The 13174-nt window shown below is 63.2% G+C and carries 15 protein-coding genes and 2 pseudogenes; 11 read left to right on the forward strand and 6 right to left on the reverse strand.

All coding sequences use genetic code 11. The features are described from left to right. Nucleotides 1–7: 7 nt before the first annotated feature. From BIO17B3_RS17615 to BIO17B3_RS17640, 6 genes and pseudogenes are all read right to left on the reverse strand, one after another. Nucleotides 8–1180: a protein-disulfide reductase DsbD gene (locus BIO17B3_RS17615; RefSeq protein WP_013106949.1), complete on the reverse strand. Its 1173-nt coding sequence runs from the start codon at nucleotides 1178–1180 to the stop codon at nucleotides 8–10. 14 nt (nucleotides 1181–1194) lie between these two features. Continuing rightward, complete coding sequence (locus BIO17B3_RS17620; protein WP_013106948.1) at nucleotides 1195–1695, reverse strand: TlpA disulfide reductase family protein; 501 nt, start codon at nucleotides 1693–1695, stop codon at nucleotides 1195–1197. A gap of 182 nt (nucleotides 1696–1877) precedes the next feature. Continuing rightward, nucleotides 1878–2300 carry a hypothetical protein gene (locus tag BIO17B3_RS17625; RefSeq protein ID WP_094161296.1) on the reverse strand — a complete coding sequence of 141 codons (423 nt, stop codon included), beginning with the start codon at nucleotides 2298–2300 and terminating at the stop codon, nucleotides 1878–1880. A gap of 239 nt (nucleotides 2301–2539) precedes the next feature. Next, a pseudogene (locus tag BIO17B3_RS17630) lies at nucleotides 2540–2893 on the reverse strand (IS5 family transposase); the annotation flags it as partial. A gap of 8 nt (nucleotides 2894–2901) precedes the next feature. Further along, nucleotides 2902–3936 carry an IS630 family transposase gene (locus BIO17B3_RS17635; protein WP_094159374.1) on the reverse strand — a complete coding sequence of 345 codons (1035 nt, stop codon included), beginning with the start codon at nucleotides 3934–3936 and terminating at the stop codon, nucleotides 2902–2904. 52 nt (nucleotides 3937–3988) lie between these two features. Further along, nucleotides 3989–4419: pseudogene (locus tag BIO17B3_RS17640) on the reverse strand (IS5-like element ISThsp20 family transposase); the annotation flags it as partial. Nucleotides 4420–4717: 298 nt separating this feature from the next. On the opposite strand from BIO17B3_RS17640, the gene BIO17B3_RS17645 reads away from it, so the two are divergent. The 11 genes from BIO17B3_RS17645 to BIO17B3_RS17695 all read left to right on the forward strand — a co-directional run bounded on the left by BIO17B3_RS17645 (nucleotide 4718) and on the right by BIO17B3_RS17695 (nucleotide 13128). Then, nucleotides 4718–4984, forward strand: a complete 267-nt coding sequence (locus BIO17B3_RS17645; protein ID WP_094161303.1) for a thioredoxin family protein — start codon at nucleotides 4718–4720, stop codon at nucleotides 4982–4984. 79 nt (nucleotides 4985–5063) lie between these two features. Next, nucleotides 5064–5489, forward strand: coding sequence for a heavy metal-responsive transcriptional regulator (locus BIO17B3_RS17650; RefSeq protein WP_094161304.1), 426 nt, complete (start codon nucleotides 5064–5066; stop codon nucleotides 5487–5489). Continuing rightward, nucleotides 5489–5749 carry a thioredoxin family protein gene (locus BIO17B3_RS17655; protein WP_094161305.1) on the forward strand — a complete coding sequence of 87 codons (261 nt, stop codon included), beginning with the start codon at nucleotides 5489–5491 and terminating at the stop codon, nucleotides 5747–5749. Before BIO17B3_RS17650 ends, BIO17B3_RS17655 begins: the two co-directional genes overlap by 1 nt. 3 nt (nucleotides 5750–5752) lie before the next feature. Next, nucleotides 5753–6448: a cytochrome c biogenesis CcdA family protein gene (locus BIO17B3_RS17660; RefSeq protein ID WP_094161306.1), complete on the forward strand. Its 696-nt coding sequence runs from the start codon at nucleotides 5753–5755 to the stop codon at nucleotides 6446–6448. A gap of 207 nt (nucleotides 6449–6655) precedes the next feature. Further along, a complete protein-coding gene (gene merR, locus BIO17B3_RS17665; RefSeq protein WP_013106941.1) occupies nucleotides 6656–7075 on the forward strand; it encodes an Hg(II)-responsive transcriptional regulator in 420 nt (139 codons plus the stop codon). Between the two features lie 141 nt (nucleotides 7076–7216). Beyond that, nucleotides 7217–7573, forward strand: coding sequence for a mercuric ion transporter MerT (merT, locus tag BIO17B3_RS17670; protein WP_013106940.1), 357 nt, complete (start codon nucleotides 7217–7219; stop codon nucleotides 7571–7573). Between the two features lie 11 nt (nucleotides 7574–7584). Continuing rightward, complete coding sequence (gene merP, locus BIO17B3_RS17675; RefSeq protein WP_013106939.1) at nucleotides 7585–7863, forward strand: mercury resistance system periplasmic binding protein MerP; 279 nt, start codon at nucleotides 7585–7587, stop codon at nucleotides 7861–7863. 115 nt (nucleotides 7864–7978) lie between these two features. Next, nucleotides 7979–8389, forward strand: a complete 411-nt coding sequence (gene merC / locus BIO17B3_RS17680) for an organomercurial transporter MerC (protein ID WP_197737930.1) — start codon at nucleotides 7979–7981, stop codon at nucleotides 8387–8389. A gap of 40 nt (nucleotides 8390–8429) precedes the next feature. Further along, nucleotides 8430–10094, forward strand: coding sequence for a mercury(II) reductase (gene merA, locus BIO17B3_RS17685; RefSeq protein WP_156054966.1), 1665 nt, complete (start codon nucleotides 8430–8432; stop codon nucleotides 10092–10094). 428 nt (nucleotides 10095–10522) lie between these two features. After that, nucleotides 10523–12001: a group II intron reverse transcriptase/maturase gene (gene ltrA / locus BIO17B3_RS17690; protein ID WP_041609308.1), complete on the forward strand. Its 1479-nt coding sequence runs from the start codon at nucleotides 10523–10525 to the stop codon at nucleotides 11999–12001. 101 nt (nucleotides 12002–12102) lie between these two features. Continuing rightward, nucleotides 12103–13128, forward strand: coding sequence for an IS30 family transposase (locus BIO17B3_RS17695; protein ID WP_094161309.1), 1026 nt, complete (start codon nucleotides 12103–12105; stop codon nucleotides 13126–13128). Nucleotides 13129–13174: the final 46 nt, after the last annotated feature.

Here is a 13174-nt window from a genome sequence, read left to right on the forward strand (position 1 = left end):
AATTCCTTTATGGGTGGATGGCATTCAAACCTCGGACGAGCGCGTCGGCCGAGAACAGTCCGGAAAGATGGCCGATCTCTCGCCCATGTGGATTCAAGATCGCCACGAACGGCAGGCCAGCCCCGCCGTAGGCGGCAAGGAGACTTTGCAGTTCTGGGTTCGGGCGGGTCAGGTCGACCTGCAAGGGAACGACACCGCGGGTGCGCAGGGCTTGCACAACGCGCGCGTCGCCATAGACGGTTTGCTCCAGAAACCTGCAGTTCAGGCACCACTGCGCGGTGAACTCGACCAGCGCAGGGCGATGCAGATTGGCAATCTCGGCGATCTGTGTTGCCTCAAGCGGCTGCCAGGGGATGCCTTGCGCGGATGTCGGCCAGAGTCCTGCACTCAGATAAACCAAAGCCAGTGCGGGCAAGCTCGAAAGTGGCGCGGCCCAGCGTGAGGCGTGATCTGCGGCGCGAAGGCTCGTTGCGAGGACCCACAGCATGACCCCGGCAAGAAATGCGAACCATAGTGTCTTGTCGACGCTGGCGGGAAACAGGCTTTGCGCGAAAAAGATCGCGGCGCCGGCAAGCAGCCAACCGAAGCTTTGACGCACGACATCAGTCCAAGCCCCTCCACGTGGCAGCCGATCGAGACGTCCGGGCTTCAGAAGCAGAATGGCGTAGGGCAGAGCCATGCCAAGACCAATCGCGATGAATATCATCACGATGTCGACGGTTGGCCGGGTGAGGGCAAACACAAGAATCCCACCCAGCAAGGGGCCGGTGCAGGGCGTCGACAAAAGGGCACTGACCAAGCCGGAGATCAGCGGCTCGGCAAAACGCCCGCCGCCCATTTTTGCGATGGCGCTCGGAATCGGCAATCCGCGTCCCGTGAAATTCATCACGGCCAGCACCAGCAGGATGATGACCAAGCCAGTCAGCACGGTCTGCGACTGGAACAGCACGCCCCACTGAAGATGCAAGAGAGCTGTCGCCAGCCCCAGTGGTGCGAAAAATAACAGGGACCCTGCAGCGAAAAGGCCAGCGGACAAAGCACGGGCCGCTGGTTTTTCGCCGGCAGCTCGCAGGATGACTCGAACCTTGATTGGAATGATGGGCAGCACGCATGGCGTCAGGTTGAGCAACACGCCCGCGCCGAGCGCGAGGAGGACTTCGAGGATGAGCGAGATGTCCATGGGGCTTGGTCCTTTCAAGCGTTTTTAGCCAGTTCATGCTGGATCAGTCGATCAAGCTCGGGAAAGTCGGGTTCGCCGAGAATCCGCTTGACGATGTTCCCTTGCTTATCGACCAGAAACGTGGTCGGAGTCAGGCGCACGTCGTAAAACTCGCGAGCCAGACGGCCGTCCACGTCTTTTGCAACCTCGAACGGCAAATGCCGGGTCAAGGTGTAATCGGTGACATAGGGCAGCGGGTCATAGCTCATATCCACCGCGATGAACTCGAAATTCCTTCCCTTGAATCGCTCGTACGTCTTGACCATTTGGGGCATTTCCTTGATGCAGGTGGCGCAGCTCGTGGCCCAGAAATTCACCAGATAGACCTGGCCTCGCAGGGAAGAGGTTGAAAGCGTTCTTCCAGACAGCAGCACAAACGTCGCCTGCGGGACAGTCGACTTCCTGGCCAGGACAAAATAGGCCATGACGGCCATGACGAACGCCACGATGGCGGCAATTGTGAAACGCACACGCATGATTTCACCTCGATCGATGTTTTCAAGAAGACTGTGGCGATCGGTTCGCCCAGTTTCATCGCGGAACGATGCTCTCGGACCGGGTCCGGAGGCTGGTCGTTGGGATGAGCCGGGGACAGAAAGCGACCTCGCAGATTGACCTGCTATTGCAGCGCCGGGCGAATACCGGCTTTGAGGGGTGATCAGACCCTGGGCGGGTGATAAGGGGCGTCCGGCGCCGCACTGGCGACGAGGCGTGTATGAAATTCCGGCATGGGGGCTGAACTCTGCACAATGTGCCAAGCGAGTGACGTGGAGGCCATCGCCAACGCGATACCGCAGGGGACAGGGCAAAGGGCATGCCCAGCTACTGGGTGACTCAGGCGGACATCCGGCGTCATCGACCAACTGCGTTCTAAGGCGTCGAGGTAATGCTGCGGCTTTGCTTGTTGCAGGTCTGCGGCCGACATGCCAGTGCGCGACGCCGCCATCAATGCTTGGCCTTGCTCGTCTGGGCAGTGACCCAGCATGGTCGTGAACGTCGTGGCATCGCCCATAGCGGCCCAGCCTTGCAGCGGCAGCAAAGCCAGCAGGACGGTGAGCAGGACGACACGCAAGGCGTTCATGCAATCAGGCTATTGAGAAAAGCAAGCGGATATAAGCGAGCGTCATCATGCAAATCGCTATAGAGTCCTGCACACCTGCCGAAGTTCCAGAAAAAATTGGTTCTCAGTGTGCATACTGCTACTACGGTGCTGCCCTCGTCCCACAGGCGGCCGCGACCATGCGTGCGACGCACCATAGCGCATACCGATCCTATTTGATTCAGGGATGAATTTCTGTGAAAACTCTTTAGATTGTGTCGTCACGAGATATGCAGCCAGAGGGCGAGACAGCGAATTTGCACGGCGGCAACGAATGAGGCGACGTTTTTCGCGTAGCGCGTGGCGATGCCCCTCCATCGCTTGAGATGTAGGAAGGCGTTCTCGACCAGATGGCGCAGTTTGTAGAGCGCCTTGTCATAGGCCCTGGGTTGCTTGCGGTTCTTGCGCGACGGAATGACGGCTTGCGCACCTTGCTCTTGGGCTTTCGCCACGATGGCATCGCTGTCGTAGCCTTTATCGGCAAGTAGACACTGCATCCTGAATCCATCCATCAACCGCTCAGCCTCTGCGCAATCCGCTCGGGTACCTTCTGTAATATTGACCCGGCATTGAAGCATTGAACTCAAGCCGCATACCGAACCGGAGCATGCTGGAAGTAGCTCTTGATCCGCTCGGGCTGCCGCTGGACGCTGCTGAGGTGTCTGGCAGTGGCCTTGACGAGTTGCAGCTTGGTCCGCGCCGGAGCCAGTTTCGTGACCGCCTGCTTGAGGTCGGCGTTGGCCATCTCGTTGGGGTTGAGCTCGGGGCTGTAACTGGGCAGGTAGAAGACCTCGATCTGGTGCTTGTGCTCGACCAGCCAGTCCTTCACGGGCTTGCTGTGATGCACTCGCAGGTTGTCCAGGATCAGGTAGATCTTGCGGCCCGCGTCCTTGACGAGCCGGCGCAGGAAGTCGATCAGAATGTCCGAGTTCAGAGCCCCGTCGAAGGCCTTCCACCGCATCTGGCCCTTGTTGGTGACGGTGGAGATGACCGACAGGCCGTGGCGCTTGTTGTTCACCCGGATCACCGGCGTCTGGCCTTGGGGTGCGTAGCTGCGGCCGCGCACGTCGTCGCTGCGCAGGCCGGTCTCGTCGCCCCAGTGGATCTCGGCGCCCTCGACCTTGGCGCACGCGGCGATGACCGGGTATTCCTCGTCGAGCCACTTCTTGACCGCCGCCGGCGACTGCTCGTAGGCCTTCTTCATGGGCTTCTGCGGCGTGAAGCCCCAGCGCTCGAGATACAGACCCATCGTGCGCACGGCCAGCTTGATGCCGTAGCGGTCCCGGATGAGCTCGGCGACGGCCTGGCGCGTCCACAGCGCGTAGACCATCTTCAACTGGTCGGGCGTGCGGTCGCGGATCAGTCGCTGAACCTCGCGCTCCTGCTCGGCGTTGAGGGTGCGGCCGCTGCCCACCGGTCTGCCGCCGCGGTCGACGTCGACCGCCTTCCAACCGCCGGCCTCAAAGGCCTTCACCGCCGCGATCACCGTCGTGCGCGACATCTCGCATTGCGCCGCCGTGTCCTTCAGACTCGCGCCGTCCAGCCGCATCTTCACCGCACGTCGGCGGCGCTCGTTGAGCGCATCCACCGGCAGCGTTCGGGAGTCGATCTTTTCCATGCTCGATCTGACTCTACGACCTGCAATAAGTTCAAATGTTTAGTGCCGGATCAATAACCGCTCTGAGCGGCAGACCATGCGCATCCACGGCCAGATGTATCTTGGTGTTGAGCCCCCTTTTGTACGGCTCATGGCCTGATTGCCACCCCGCGCTCCTGCGGCGTGTGGATGGACTTTGCAATGGCTGGCATCCATCATGAGCCATTCGAAATCAGGCTCCACAATGAACTGCTCGAGCAGCGACTCCCAAATGCCCTGGTCACGCCAGCGGCAAAAACGCCGATGGGTGTTTTTCCATCCACCATACGAGGCCGGCAGGTCTCGCCACGGCGCGCCGGTGCGAAGAATCCAGAACACGGCATTGATGAATTGGCGGTTGTCCTGCGCAACCCCACCCCAAACCCCCGCTCGCCCCGGCAGATGGGGCTCGAGCAATTCCCAGTGCCTGTCTGATAGGTCGTGTCGATGAAGCGTCTCTGGCATCTCAATAGCGCGGTTGTTGCGAACAACGCCATCATGCCATATCTCGTGACGATACTATCTAGGGTGGCACGCCTTGACCAAATTGTCGCAACGGGATGACGTCGGCCGAAAAGTTTCCGTCACATCGGTGATGAAAATGAAGGCAGTCATCCCGAAGATGAACAGCACGCCAAAAAATCCCTTGACTCTGGACCTCACTCCAAGGTCTAGAGTGCATCCATCGCGATACGGCAGGTCTTTGTTCACCCGGGGATCATGCCAAGACAGATGGGTGTGTTTCAAAAGAAGGAGTTCTGTGATGGCAACACAACGTCAGGTGGAGGTCTTCAGCGCCGGTTGCGCCGTGTGCGAAGACGTGGTGGCTTTGGTCAAGCGCGTTGCCTGCGCGTCTTGCGGCGTCGTCGTGCATGACATGCACGACATCAAGGCTGCGGCGCGTGCCAAGGCGCTGGGCGTGCGTTCGGTTCCCGCGGTCGCCATCGACGGCCAACTCGCCGGCTGCTGCGCCGGGCGCGGTGTCGACGAAGCCGCGTTGCGCGTGGCCGGTCTCGGTCAGGCGCGCTAGGATTTTGTTTTGCATCGCCTGGTTCTGGGATGATGCCGGGGCCAGGCATGTCCTCCTCCTGAACGGCAGAAAACGATCCATGCTGACCATTGGCAAACTCGCGGAACTGGCGCAGACCACGCCCGACGCCCTGCGCTTCTACGAGCGCGAGGGTCTGATCGCCCCCACGTCCAAGTCCGAAGGGGGCTACAGACTCTATGACGCCGATGCTGCGCGTCGCATCCGGTTCATCAAACAGGCCCAGCATTGCGGTTTCACCCTGGCGGAGATCCACGCGTTGCTCGATATGCGCGCCACGGACGCCGCCTGTTGCGGCGATATGCGCAAGCGGGCGATCGAGAAAAAGCTGCAGCTCGAAAGCCGCATCAAGGCGCTCAGGGCCATGTCCAACGCGCTGGATCGTCTGATCGCCGACTGCAACCAGGAACGCTACCCCCTGGATGCCTGCCCGATTCTGGCCGCGCTCGAAGGCGCTGAACTGACTGCGTCCAAGGGAGCACACTGATGCACGTCGAACTGTTCTACTCCCCCGGCTGCACCCAGTGTGATGGAGCCCGCACCCAACTCAAGGCGGCCGCCCTGCAGCGCTTCCCGCAAGTTCAGTGGCGCGAATGCAATGTGCTGGAGGCACTCGACCGTGCCGTTGAACTGGGCGTCCTGAGCTTGCCGGCGCTGGCCGTCAACGGGGATTTGCTCTTCCCCAAACTGCCGACGCCGCAGCAGCTCTGTGCGGCCCTGGAACCGCTTGCGCGGGACGAGCGCTGACCGATGGACCCATCCCTGTTTCGCACCACCCTGGAACATGCTGGCCCGGCTGCTCTGGGCGTCAGCTTCGTGGCCGGGCTGGCCTTCAGCATCAATCCCGTGGCGCTGGCCGCCATTCCTGTCTCGATGGCCTATGTCACCAAGGCCAGGCAGGCCCGCCAGGCTTGGTCCTTCGGCGCCATGTTCATCCTGGGCATGCTGCTCATCCACGGGCTCTTGGGTTTGATCGCCAGCTTGGGCGGCGCCTGGGTCGAGCATCTGCTGGGGCGCCAATGGGGATTGTTCCTCGGGCCGCTGCTGATTCTGATGGGCCTGCTATGGCCGGGCTGGATCCGCCTGCCCCTGCCGGCCTTGGCCTTGCGTGCGCGCCGCCCCAAAGGGCTATGGGGCGCGTTTGCCCTGGGCATCCCGTTCTCGGTTGCGGTGTGTCCGTTTTGCACTCCCGCGCTGGCTGTGCTGATCGGCGTCGCTGCCGCATCGGGATCACCATGGTTGGGGGTGGGTCTGCTGCTGGCCTTCGCCTTCGGCCGGGCGATTCCGGTGGCCGTGGGTGCGTGGTCGTTGGGGTGGCTCCAGAACCTCCGGCGCTTGGACGCCTACCGACGCCTGTTTGAGGCTGCTGGCGGCATCACGCTGATTCTGTTCGGGGTCTATCTGCTCAACGGTTACTACGCCTGGGTGCCGGCTTTGGCCATCTGAAAGCAACGATGCGGTACAACGGCAGGTATGCATTCGCGGCAAGCTTGTGTCGGCCGATGGGTGCTCAGCGACCACCGAGATCCGATCATCCAACGGGCAGCGTCCCGACCCGAAACGGTCACTGCGCTCGTTCCGCATGACTGCGGTTTCGCGACACCAGATCGCAGTTTGCGTCAAACTTGCGCACTGCGCCTTGAGGGATAAACCATGGACCATGATTCGGATGACTTCACCATCGGCACCGTCGCCCGGGCGGCAGGGGTCAATGTCGAAACCATCCGGTTCTACCAGCGCAAGGGCTTGCTGTGCGAGCCCGAGCGACCGCAGGGCAGCTTCCGCCGCTACGGACCCGATGACGTCGCCCGTCTGCAATTCATCAAATCCGCCCAGCGCCTGGGCTTCAGCCTCGACGAGATCGCCGGCTTGCTGCAACTCGACGACGGCATGCACTGCGACCAAGCGCGCGAACTGGGCGAACGCAAGCTCATGGATGTTCGCGTCAAGATAGCCGGTCTGCACCGCATCGAAGCGGCTCTGGCCAGGATGGTGCGCGACTGCGGCTCCAGCCTCGGATCCACGTCTTGCCCCTTGATCGAAGCACTGCATGCCCGTGTTCGCGACACTTGAGCACGGCGATCTCACGCGTCCTTGATGCGTCGGGGCGGGGCAAGGCCACAAGACCTTGTCAACCATGGCGCAGCGCCGCTTGACTCCGGACTTTGGTACGGCCCTACAGTGCCACCATCGTCAACCGAACGGAGTTCGTGCATGCCTCAACCGACCCGACCCCATGGGCGTGGCGCCCTGTTCGCCAGCGGGCTCGCGGCCATCCTGGCCTCGACCTGTTGCCTGGGGCCTCTGATTCTTCTGTCGCTGGGCATCAGCGGCGCGTGGATCAGCAATCTGACCCTGCTCGAGCCCTACAGGCCGATCTTCATCGGCGCCGCTCTGGTCGCCTTGTTCTTCGCCTACCGCCGCCTGTTCCGGGCGCCTGCGGCATGCAAGCCCGGCGAGGTCTGCGCCATTCCCCAGGTCAACGCCACCTACAAGTTGCTGTTCTGGGTCGTGGCGGCGCTCGTCGTCGTCGCCCTGGCTTTCCCCCTCGTCGCTCCCCTGTTCTATTGAAAGGAACCCTCATGAACAAGCTCCTGACTGCCATCGCACTCATTTCCGCTTGCACTGCCCCTGCCTGGGCTGGTGTGCAGACCGTCACCCTCGCCGTGCCCGGCATGACCTGCCCGGTGTGTCCGATCACCGTCAACAACGCTTTGCACACCGTACCTGGCGTCGAAAAGGTGGACATCAATTTTGGGAAAAAAATAGCCCAAGTCACCTTCGACGATGCCAAGACCAACGTCAAAGCCCTGATCAAGGCCACCACCGACGCCGGCTACCCCTCGGTGGTCTCCCAGTAAGTCGATGACGCGACAGTTTGACTGTCGCTCCGGCCATGCCGCCGAGGCGGCACGTACCGTCCTTCACCCCCTCGAAACAACGTTGTGCATTGGAGACGCCGTCATGGCCAACCCCTTGCGTTTTCTGACGCGTCTCGGCGACAAAGCCGGCTCCCTCGGCGCGGTGGCTTCAGCCATGGGTTGCGCCGTGTGCTATCCAGCCATCGCCAGCATCGGCGCGGCCATCGGCCTGGGCTTTCTCAGCCAGTGGGAAGGTGTTCTGTTCCATGTCGTGTTGCCGCTGTCCGCCGCGCTCGTCATCCTGGCCAACGGCCTGGGTTGGTTCGCGCACCGCCAATGGCATCGCACGGCACTCGGCATGATCGGTCCGGTGCTGGTGCTGATTGGCCGCTACAGCCTCATCCGAGGCATCGTGTATCTGGGGCTGGCGGTCATGCTGGCCGTGGCGATCTGGGATCTCGTTTCGCCCGCCCATCGCCGCTGCAGCGTTGATGGCGGCACCTTGGCGGACCAAGCCGGACGTTGATCTTCCCCGAACCGAAACCATCCACCCCAAGGACAAACCCATGCAAACCCTGAGCATCAGCGGTATGACCTGCGACACCTGTGCCATGCATGTCAAGGACGTCTTGGAACAATTGCCCGGCGTGAAGTGCGCGCAGGTCTCGTACCCGCAGGGGACGGCCGAGGTCGTCGCCGATGCCGGCGTCTCGTTTGACGCGATGGCTGCGGCCGTGGCCAAGGCCGGCTACTCGGCGAAACAGGCGACCCGCTCGCCCGAGAGATCGAGCGGCCAGCCCGGCGACGCCGCCGGCCCTGCCCGGCGTGGCGAGGGCGGCCTGCGCATCGCCGTCATCGGCAGCGGCGGGGCGGCCATGGCCGCAGCGATCAAGGCGGCCGGCAGCGGCGCCCAGGTCACGCTGATCGAGCGCGGCGTGATCGGCGGCACCTGCGTCAACGTCGGCTGCGTGCCGTCCAAGATCATGATCCGTGCCGCGCACATCGCCCATCTGCGCCGCCACAGTCCGTTCGACGCCGGCATCGAGCCCGCCGCCCCGGCCATCCTGCGCGACAAGCTGCTCGCGCAGCAGCAAGCGCGTGTGGACGAGCTACGCCACGCCAAGTATGAAAGCATTCTCGAAGGCCAGCCGGCCATCACCACCCTGCGCGGCAAGGCACGGTTCAAAGACGCTCGGACGCTGGTCGTGACGCTGCACGACGGCAGCGAGCGCATGGTCGGTTTCGACCGCTGCCTGATCGCCACCGGCGCCAGTCCGTCCATTCCATCCATTGCGGGCTTGAAGGCCACGCCGTACTGGACTTCGACTGAGGCGCTGGAAAGCGACACGATTCCGCCGCGCCTGGCGGTCATCGGCTCTTCCGTCGTGGCGCTGGAACTGGCCCAGGCCTTCGCCCGCCTGGGCAGCCAGGTCACCGTCCTGGCGCGCCACACGCTGTTCTCGCAGGAAGATCCGGCCATCGGCGAAGCCGTTGCCGCCGCGTTCCGCGAGGAGGGCATCACCGTCCTGACCCACACCCAGGCCAGCGCGGTGGCTCATGCCGGCGGCAGCTTCGCGCTGACCACGAACCGTGGCGAGATTCGGGCCGAGCGCCTGCTGGTGGCGACGGGCCGCGCGCCCAACACGGCGGCGCTCAATCTGCAGGCCGCCGGGGTGGAGTGCGACGCGCGCGGCGCCATTGCGGTGGACGACCATCTGCGCACCAACGTGCCCCACATCTATGCCGCCGGGGACTGTACCGATCAACCCCAGTTCGTCTATGTGGCCGCAGCCGGGGGCACGCGTGCGGCCATCAACATGACCGGAGGCGATGCGACACTCGACCTCTCGGCCATGCCGGCCGTGGTGTTCACCGATCCGCAGGTGGCCACGGTGGGCCTGACCGAGGCCGAGGCGCAGCGCCAAAACATCGAGACCGCCAGCCGCACGCTGAGCCTGGAGAACGTGCCCAGGGCGCTGGCCAACTTCGACACGCGCGGCTTCATCAAGCTGGTCGCTGATGCCGGCTCCGGACGCCTGCTCGGCGTGCAGGCGGTGGCCGCCGAGGCCGGCGAACTCATCCAGACGGCAACACTCGCCATTCGCAACCGCATGACGGTGCAGGAACTGGCCGATCAGTTGTTCCCCTACCTGACCATGGTGGAAGGCCTGAAGCTGACCGCCCAGACCTTCACCAAGGATGTGACGCAACTGTCGTGTTGCGCGGGGTGACGTGATCACGGCGCCATCACCCCAAGCGGCGGTAGCACGCGGATACATGGCGGCCTCAAATCTGAAGTGGTGCGCCGGGAGACCGGCAAGGAGTAGGTGGTGCAAGTCCACTGCGATGAAGGAATAGCGAACCGCATCGACCCCGAGCCGTGCGCAGGCATCCGTGAGGATGTCGGCGAAGCGTCGGCAGGGGGACGTACAGGCCAGCCATTGAGCCGCGATAGGATTTCTATTCCGGGTGCCGACACCGTCACTTCTGTGGAAGGCAACATCGACGGGTGCGTCAACGCAAGCGCCCGCTGGACCCGGCGTGGTCGTAGAACCTGGCATGTACGCACGCTCCTGGCACGGGAACCGGGAGATCTCGGGTCTGACCAGCCGCTGTACGGGCTGGCCCGCATTGGGAAGGCGAGGAGCCGAAGCCAATGATGAACGGACCCGAGAAGTCAGACTCGGTCGTAGTAGCTGTGAAGCCCGCGAACAAGGCCGGTCCGCCGGTTGCGGAGTGGGTGGAGCGAAGGACCGGGACCAAGGGGAACACGGAACAGCCGCACACGCGACGGACACAGAGCCGCGATAGCGTGTCACAGGAGCTGGACTGTGTACGGAAAGCTGCAAGGCAGCGGAAGAAGGAGAAGTTCACCGCGCTGCTGCACCACGTCAGTGTTGACCTGCTGAGGGAATCGTTCCTGGCGCTCAAGCGCCGTGCCGCTCCCGGGGTTGATGGTCTGACATGGCAGGACTACGAGGCGGGTCTGGAGGTCAACCTCCTCGACCTGCATGCACGGGTTCATAGCGGAGGGTATCGGGCGCTGCCCGTCAGGCGACGGTTCATACCCAAGTCTGGCACCGACAAGCAGCGACCGCTGGGTATCGCCGCGCTGGAAGACAAGATCGTCCAGCGTGCGCTCGTTGCGGTGCTCAATGCCATCTACGAGGAAGACTTCCTTGGGTTCTCGTACGGGTTTCGGCCTGGGCGGGGTCAGCACGATGCGCTTGATGCACTGTCGGTGGCGATCAGCGGCACCCCGGTGAACTGGATTCTCGACGCGGATATTCGGAGCTTCTTCGATTCGGTCAGCCAGGAATGGCTGCTCCGTTTCCTCGGCCACCGGATCGGCGACGAGCGCGTCATCCGCCTTGTGCGCAAGTGGCTCAAGGCGGGCGTCCTGGACGACGGGGAGTGGAGCGTCAGTGCCGAAGGCACGCCGCAGGGGGCCGTGATCTCACCGCTGCTTGCGAACGTGTACCTGCACGATGTCTTCGACCTGTGGGCCAAGCAGTGGCGAGGGCGGGAGGCAACGGGCAACATGATTGTCGTGCGCTATGCCGACGACATCGTTGTCGGCTTTCAGCACGAAGCCGATGCACGGCGCTTCTGGGACGCGATGCGAACGCGGTTCGAGCAGTTTGGGCTCGAACCGCACGGGGAGAAGACGCGCCTGCTGGAGTTTGGCCGCTACGCGGCTGAGCGCCGCTCGCGGCGCGGTCTGGGCAAACCTGAGACGTTCATGTTCCTGGGTTTCGTCTTCATCTGCGGTCGGTCCCGACGTGGCGCATTCTTGCTCCACCGAAAGACCCGGGGCGATCGGATGCGAGCGAGGCTCAGGGAGATCAAGGCGACGTTGCGTGAGCGCATGCATGCACCGATCCCTTCCCAGGGGCGGTGGCTCGCGTCGGTGCTCAACGGCTATTTCGCCTACCACGCAGTGCCCACGAATTTCCGGGCACTCGGGGCGTTTCGACACCACGTCTTGAATCTCTGGCTGCGAACGCTGCGGCGCCGCAGTCAAAGGCAAAACCTGACGTGGGAGCGCATGACGCGAATCGCAGAAGACTGGCTCCCAATCCCAAGAATCCTTCATCCATGGCCTCAACAGCGCTTTGCCGTCAAGCACCCGAGGTAGGAGCCGTATGCCCGAATCGGGCCCGTACGGATCTGTGCGGGGGGTGGCCGGTAACGGGCATCTCTACCGCGATCAACACCCCAAGCCTGTAAGGTGTTGCGATGCAAAGGACGACGACGTACCGACAGCTTCAACCGGAAGAGCGCATGACGATGGCCAGTTTGATGCAGCAGGGGTGCAGTGTTCGGGCCATGGCCCGAACACTGGGGCGTGCGCCCTCGACCATCAGTCGGGAGCTTGGCCGCAATGGCGAGGACACGAGGCCCTATGCGGCCGCAACGGCGCAGCAGCGCTGTGCGACGCGCCGGGATGCCGCACGCCCGTCTCCCAAGCTGCACCGGGACGGCATCCTCTGGGGCGTGGTCACTGCCTTGCTGGACTGGAAGTATTCGCCCCAGCAGATTGCTGGCACACTGCTGCGGGTGTATCCCGAGCGCCCCGAGCTGCAGGTCTCGCATGAGACCATCTACACCGCCATCTATGCCCATGCCCGCGGGGAGTTGCGACGGCAGTTGATGGCCTGTCTGCGCCACGGCCACAGCAAGCGCATGCCGCGCTCGCGTGGCACCGACCGCCGCGGCCAGATTCCCGAGATGGTCAGCATCCATGTGCGCCCGCCCGAGATTGAAGACCGCTTGATGCCGGGACACTGGGAGGGCGACCTCATCAAGGGGGCTGGCAACAAATCCGCCGTGGGCGTGCTGGTCGAGCGTTCCAGCCGTCTGCTGTTGCTCGTCCAGATGCCCGATGCCACGGCCGCCTCGGCCCTGGCTGGCTTGACGGCCAAGCTGCGGTCGATTGCTGCGCCACTGCGCCAGAGCATGACGTACGACCAGGGTCGAGAGATGACCCGCCATGCCGAGCTCACCGCCAACACCGGCGTGCGCGTGTACTTCTGTGACCCCCACAGCCCCTGGCAGCGCGGCACCTGCGAGAACACCAACGGATTGCTGCGCCAGTATCTGCCCAAGGGCACCGACCTGTCGGTGTACTCCCAGGCTGACCTGGACACCATTGCCGACAGCCTCAATGGCAGACCAAGGGCCACCCATGCATTCCATTCCCCGTTGGAGGTCTTCGCGCAAATGCTGGCCAATACCCACGAAGCTCCCTCCTCAATTCAATAACCAACGGGTGTTGCACTTCACTATTGAAACCGCCCTTTTTCATGCC

This window comes from Thiomonas sp. OC7, from assembly GCF_900634595.1.
GTDB classification, from domain to species: Bacteria; Pseudomonadota; Gammaproteobacteria; order Burkholderiales; family Burkholderiaceae_C; genus Thiomonas; species Thiomonas arsenitoxydans.